5 protein-coding genes and 1 pseudogene are annotated in these 4,934 nt (G+C 68.6%); all 6 read right to left on the bottom strand.

Going from position 1 to position 4,934, the window contains the following annotated elements; genetic code table 11:
* A pseudogene (locus tag AC31A1_RS46700) lies at positions 1-605 on the bottom strand (branched-chain amino acid ABC transporter permease); the annotation flags it as partial.
* A gap of 4 nt (positions 606-609) precedes the next feature.
* Positions 610-1,539, bottom strand: coding sequence for a branched-chain amino acid ABC transporter permease (locus AC31A1_RS46695; RefSeq protein ID WP_359605144.1), 930 nt, complete (start codon positions 1,537-1,539; stop codon positions 610-612).
* A 136-nt stretch (positions 1,540-1,675) separates the two neighbouring features.
* On the bottom strand, positions 1,676-2,893 hold the full coding sequence (locus AC31A1_RS46690; protein ID WP_489659141.1) for a branched-chain amino acid ABC transporter substrate-binding protein: 1,218 nt from the start codon (positions 2,891-2,893) through the stop codon (positions 1,676-1,678).
* Between the two features lie 223 nt (positions 2,894-3,116).
* Complete coding sequence (locus AC31A1_RS46685; RefSeq protein WP_489659140.1) at positions 3,117-3,788, bottom strand: hypothetical protein; 672 nt, start codon at positions 3,786-3,788, stop codon at positions 3,117-3,119.
* A 126-nt stretch (positions 3,789-3,914) separates the two neighbouring features.
* Entirely contained in the window at positions 3,915-4,403 is a 489-nt protein-coding gene (locus AC31A1_RS46680; protein WP_489659139.1) for a PaaI family thioesterase, read from the bottom strand.
* Positions 4,404-4,464: 61 nt separating this feature from the next.
* Positions 4,465-4,934 (bottom strand): molybdopterin dinucleotide binding domain-containing protein (locus AC31A1_RS46675; RefSeq protein ID WP_489659138.1); only part of this gene is annotated, 470 nt, incomplete at its 5' end.

Raw genomic sequence — 4,934 nt, 5'->3', positions numbered from 1 at the left:
GTGGCGGGCTTGCCGATGTAGGCGTTGAGGTACTTGACGCCTGCGAGGACGAGCCGCCACCGGGAGTGGCCGTGGATGGCGAGGTAGGAGCCGGACGCTTCCTTCGCCTTCTGGGTCGCGCCTTCGCCGGCGGGCAGGCCGAAGCTGCCGATGAGCGTGGCGAGGGAGGCGATGGCCGCGATGTACGCGCCGGGTTCGAGGTTGACGAAGCCGCCGAGCTTCACGGCGATCGCGATGACCGTGTACCAGGTGGTGGCGAAGACGCCGAGTGCGGTGAGGAGGGTGGGTCCGGTGGCGCCGGCGGGGGTGAGCCAGCCGAGGCCGCGGATGCCGTATCCGGCGAGGGCGAAGAGGGCTACGAGGATGCCGCCCACGACGGTGAGCCACTGCAGGCCGCCGGGGTAGCCGTAGACCGTGAGGTCGCCGGGGAAGTCGGAGGTCCACGTCCAGGCGAGGAACGCGGAGACGACGGTGGCGATGCCGCCGCCGAGGGTGAGTGCGCGGGCCGCTGCGGCGGGCATCGGGATGAGGCCCTGGTGCGCGGTCGCGGTCGCGGTGGCGTCGTCGGCGGGCGGGGTGGCCGGGGTTTTGGTCGTCTCGGTCATGTGATCACGCCCTGTCCGCGACGCGTTCGCCGAGCAGGCCTTGTGGCCTGAACAGCAGTACGAGGATGAGGAGACAGAAGGCCCAGACGTTGGCCCAGCTGGAGCCGCCGAGCTGTTCCATGCCGGGGATCTTGCTGATGTAGGCGGAGGCGAGGGTCTCGGCGACGCCGAGGACGACTCCGCCGAGCATGGCGCCGTAGATGTTGCCGATGCCGCCCATGACGGCCGCGGTGAAGGCCTTGAGGCCCATCAGGAAGCCCATGCGGTAGTCGATGTTGCCGTACTTGAGGCCGTAGGAGACGGCTGCTACGGCGGCGAAGAAGCCGCCGATGGCGAACGCGATGACGATGATGCGGTTGGTGTCGATGCCCATGAGCTGGGCGGTGTCCGGGTCCTGGGCGGTGGCCTGCATGGCGCGGCCGGTGCGGCTCTTGCGGACGAACCAGGCGAGGCCGGACATGCAGATGACGGCGGCGATGACCAGGAAGATGTCGGCGTCGGAGATGGTGACGGAGCCGATGTCGTGGTTGCCGTCGAGGCTCGGGAAGGAGCGGGCCTTGTCCGCGCCGGGGTAGAAGTTCCGGACGAGTTCCTGGAGTGACAGGGAGAGGCCGATTGCGGTGATGAGGGGGGCGAGTCGTGGTGCTTGCCGCAGGGGGCGGTAGGCGAATCGTTCTGCCCCTACCGCGACGAGGACGGAGACGATTCCGCCGCCGATCAGCATGAGTGGTACGGCGACCACCATCGCGGTGCCGTCGGGCAGGATGTAGGCGTAGACCGTGAGAGCGCCGAACGCTCCGGTCATGAAGATCTCGCCGTGCGCGAAGTTGATGAGCTGGACGATGCCGTACACCATCGTGTAGCCGATGGCGATCAGCCCGTACATCGAGCCTAGGAGCAGCCCGTTGGCCAGCTGCTGCGGCAGGGTGTTCACCGCGTGGCCTCCATTGTCGCTGGTGGTCGTGTGCACAGATCGCGTGCCTGGGGGTGGGGGGGGTGTGACAACGGGCCGCGCGGTCGGGATCCTCCTTCCGCGCGGCCCGTGGTGCGGTGGTGCTGGAGCTGTGAGGTCAGCTGCCGTTGAAGGTGCCGGTCTTCACGGCCTTCCAGGCGCCGTTGGTGACCTGGTAGACGGTGAGCTGCTTGTTGGTGGTGTCGCCGTACTGGTCGAAGGCGACCTTGCCGGAGATGCCTTCGAAGTCGGACTTCTGTACGGCGTCGACGACCTTGGAGCGGAGGTCGTTGCCGGAGGGCAGCTTGTCGCCGTTGCCGTCCTTGGCGGCCTTCACGGCCTTGATGATGGCGGTGGCGGCGTCGTAGGCGTAGGCGCCGTAGGCGCCGTAGTCACCCTTGTAGCCCTTGGCCTTGTAGGTCGCGATGAACTGCTTGGCGGCGGGCAGGGTGTCGGCGGGGACGCCGACGGAGGTGGCGAGGTCGCCTTCGGCGGACTTGCCGGCGGTCTGGATGTAGGTGGTGGCGTACATGCCGTCACCGCCGAACAGCGGGATCTTGACGCCGGCGCCCTTGAGCTGCTTGGTGATCTTCTCCGACTCGTCGTACTGGCCGCCGTAGTAGACCAGGTCGGCGCCGGAGTTCTTGATCTTGGTGACGAGCGAGCTGAAGTCGGTGTCGCCGGTGTTGACGTGGTCGGTGCCCGCGATGGAGCCGCCGAGCTTCTTGAAGGCGCCGTTGAAGATCCCGGCCAGGCCGGCGCCGTAGGTCTGCTTGTCGTCGACGACGAAGGCCTTCTTCTTCTTGAGGCCGTTGTACGCGTAGTCGGCGGCGAAGGCACCCTGGAGGGCGTCGGTGGTGGCGGTGCGGAAGTACGTCTTGTACGGCCGCGTCTTGGTGGTCGCCCAGTCCTTGCCCTGGGTCAGGGCGGGGTTGGTGTTCGACGGCGAGATCTCGACCATGTTGGCCGAGGCGAACACCTGCTGCATCGACTGGGCGACGCCGGAGTTCAGCGGGCCGACGGCGCCGACGACGTTGCTGTCGCCGGTGAAGGCGGTGGCGTTGGACTGGCCGGTGGCGGGCTGCGCCTTGTCGTCCAGGGCCTTGACCTTGAACTTGACGCCGGGGACCCAGTTGTTCTTGTTGGCGTCGTCGACGGCGATCTGGACGCCGTACTGGATGCCCAGGCCGGTGGTGGAGTTCTCACCGGACAGGGGGGCGTCGACGCCGATGGTCAGGGTGGTGGACCCACTGTCACTCTTGCTGCCGCTGTCCCGGGAGCCGCAGGCGGTGAGGGTCAGAGCTCCGGTGGTGAGTACGGAGGTAAGAATCACCAGAGAACGCTGTCGCACAATCTGTCCTTTCCGCAGGCACAGTCGCCCGGGTGGGGGCGGAGGGTGCTGCGCTGGTACCGAACTCCCGATGGAGCGGTGACTGGCCGTGACTCTAAGCCCGGTCTGTAGGCATCGGCATCGTGGTGCGCTGGCTTGTGACTTTCTTGTTATGACGTGCCGGTTGGCGGGCTTGGCGAAAGGTGGGTCTCAGCCGGTTTGGCGGAATTCAGCCTCGGTCCACATTTTGAGAACCTGCACTTCCGCTTGGCCGTAGGCCTGGCCTGGCGTTTGTCGTACCGCAGGCCCTGTGGAGGAGCTGGGAAAGGTCCTTGGAGTAGGCGCTGCCGAAGATGAAACTGTGGTGCTGTATTGCGCGCGTGTTACGCAGCGTTACGTCCAGAAAGGCGAGGTCCGCATTCAGGGGCAGTCCCACACAGTCGGAAACCGATATCTCCACCGTGACGCGGCGGGTCGCCCCGGTGCGGACGGTGAAGGTGGGGGCCGGGACGGCCTGGGCGGTGAGCCCGTCGAAGGCGGCGCCGGTGACCCGGATGGCGACGGGGGGTCCGCTGTCCACGGTGACCGCGAAGCGGAAGAAGCCGGTCGTGGTGGGGGTGTCGGTGGTCTGGGCGAGCCCGGTGTAGCGCCATTCGGTGATGTTCGCGGGCCACGGCACGGGTGGGGCCGGGGCGTCCTGCCGCCCGTCGTGGAAGGGCGGCAGGAGGACGGCTCCGACGGCGACGGCGGCGGTCGTGCCCGCCGCGAGCACGGCCCTGCGGGTGCGCCGCGGCAGGGTGTGCCAATGGTCGGTCAGGCGGGGCGAGTCACCCCCGATGACTTCGTAACTCCCGTCCCTCTCCGGTGAGTCGACGGATTCGACGGGCCCGATACCGCTCATGCCGGCAGCCTCATGGGGAAACGGTAGGGGAGCGGGCGGGGGTGCGGAAGACAGGGTCGAGATCCTCCGGTCCGGGGCCGGTTCGCGGCGTGCCGTGGTTCCGCCGCGATCGGCTCGTGCGGGGATTCAGCTCGCGGTGTTCGCGGGGACGGGGTCGCCCGGCTTGATGTCCCGCAGCATGCAGGTCAGCCGCGCGGTGCACACCCGCCGCCCGTCCTCGTCACTGATGACGATCTCGTACGTCGCCGTCGAGCGGCCCCGGTGCACGGGCGTGGCGACGCCGGTGACGAGGCCGGAGCGGGCGCCCCGGTGGTGGGTGCAGTTCAGGTCGACGCCGACGGCGATCTTCGTGCTGCCGCCGTGCAGCATGGACCCGAGCGAGCCGAGGGTCTCGGCCAGGACGGCGGAGGCGCCGCCGTGCAGCAGTCCGTACGGCTGGGTGTTGCCCTCGACGGGCATGGTGCCGACGACGCGCTCGGCGGACGCCTCGACGATCTCCACGCCCATCCGGGTGCCGAGGTGCCCCGCGGAGAAGAGGGCGACCAGGTCGACGCCGAGTGCCGAGTACTCGTCGATGACGTCCTGCGGGAACTTCCCGTGCTGCTGCTCGCCCATGGGGCCGGCTCCGTTCGTCCTGCGTCTGGCGGGTGGACCTGACTGACGGCTGAGCGGACGCTCAGTCGGTGGTCGATTGTTCCAGACGTACGACGACGGACTTGCTGGCCGGGGTGTTGCTGGTGTCGGCGGTGGCGTCCAGGGGGACCAGGACGTTGGTCTCCGGGTAGTAGGCGGCCGCGCAACCCCGCGCGGTCGGATAGTGCACGACCCGGAAACCGGGGGCCCGCCGCTCCACGCCGTCCTTCCACTCGCCGACCAGATCGACGTACGACCCGTCGGCGATCCCGAGCCGGGCGGCGTCGTCGGGGTGGACCATGACGACCCGGCGGCCGTTCTTGATGCCCCGGTAGCGGTCGTCGAGGCCGTAGATCGTGGTGTTGTACTGGTCGTGCGAGCGCAGCGTCTGCAACAGCAGGCGCCCTTCGGGGAGTTCGGGGTATTCGACCGGTGCGGCGGTGAAGTTGGCCTTGCCGGTGGCGGTGGGGAAGCGGCGTTCATCGCGAGGGGCGTGCGGGAGGGCGAAGCCTC

The organism is Streptomyces sp. P5F9, assembly GCF_057961495.1.
This window is presented reverse-complemented; position numbering and strand designations above follow the sequence as displayed.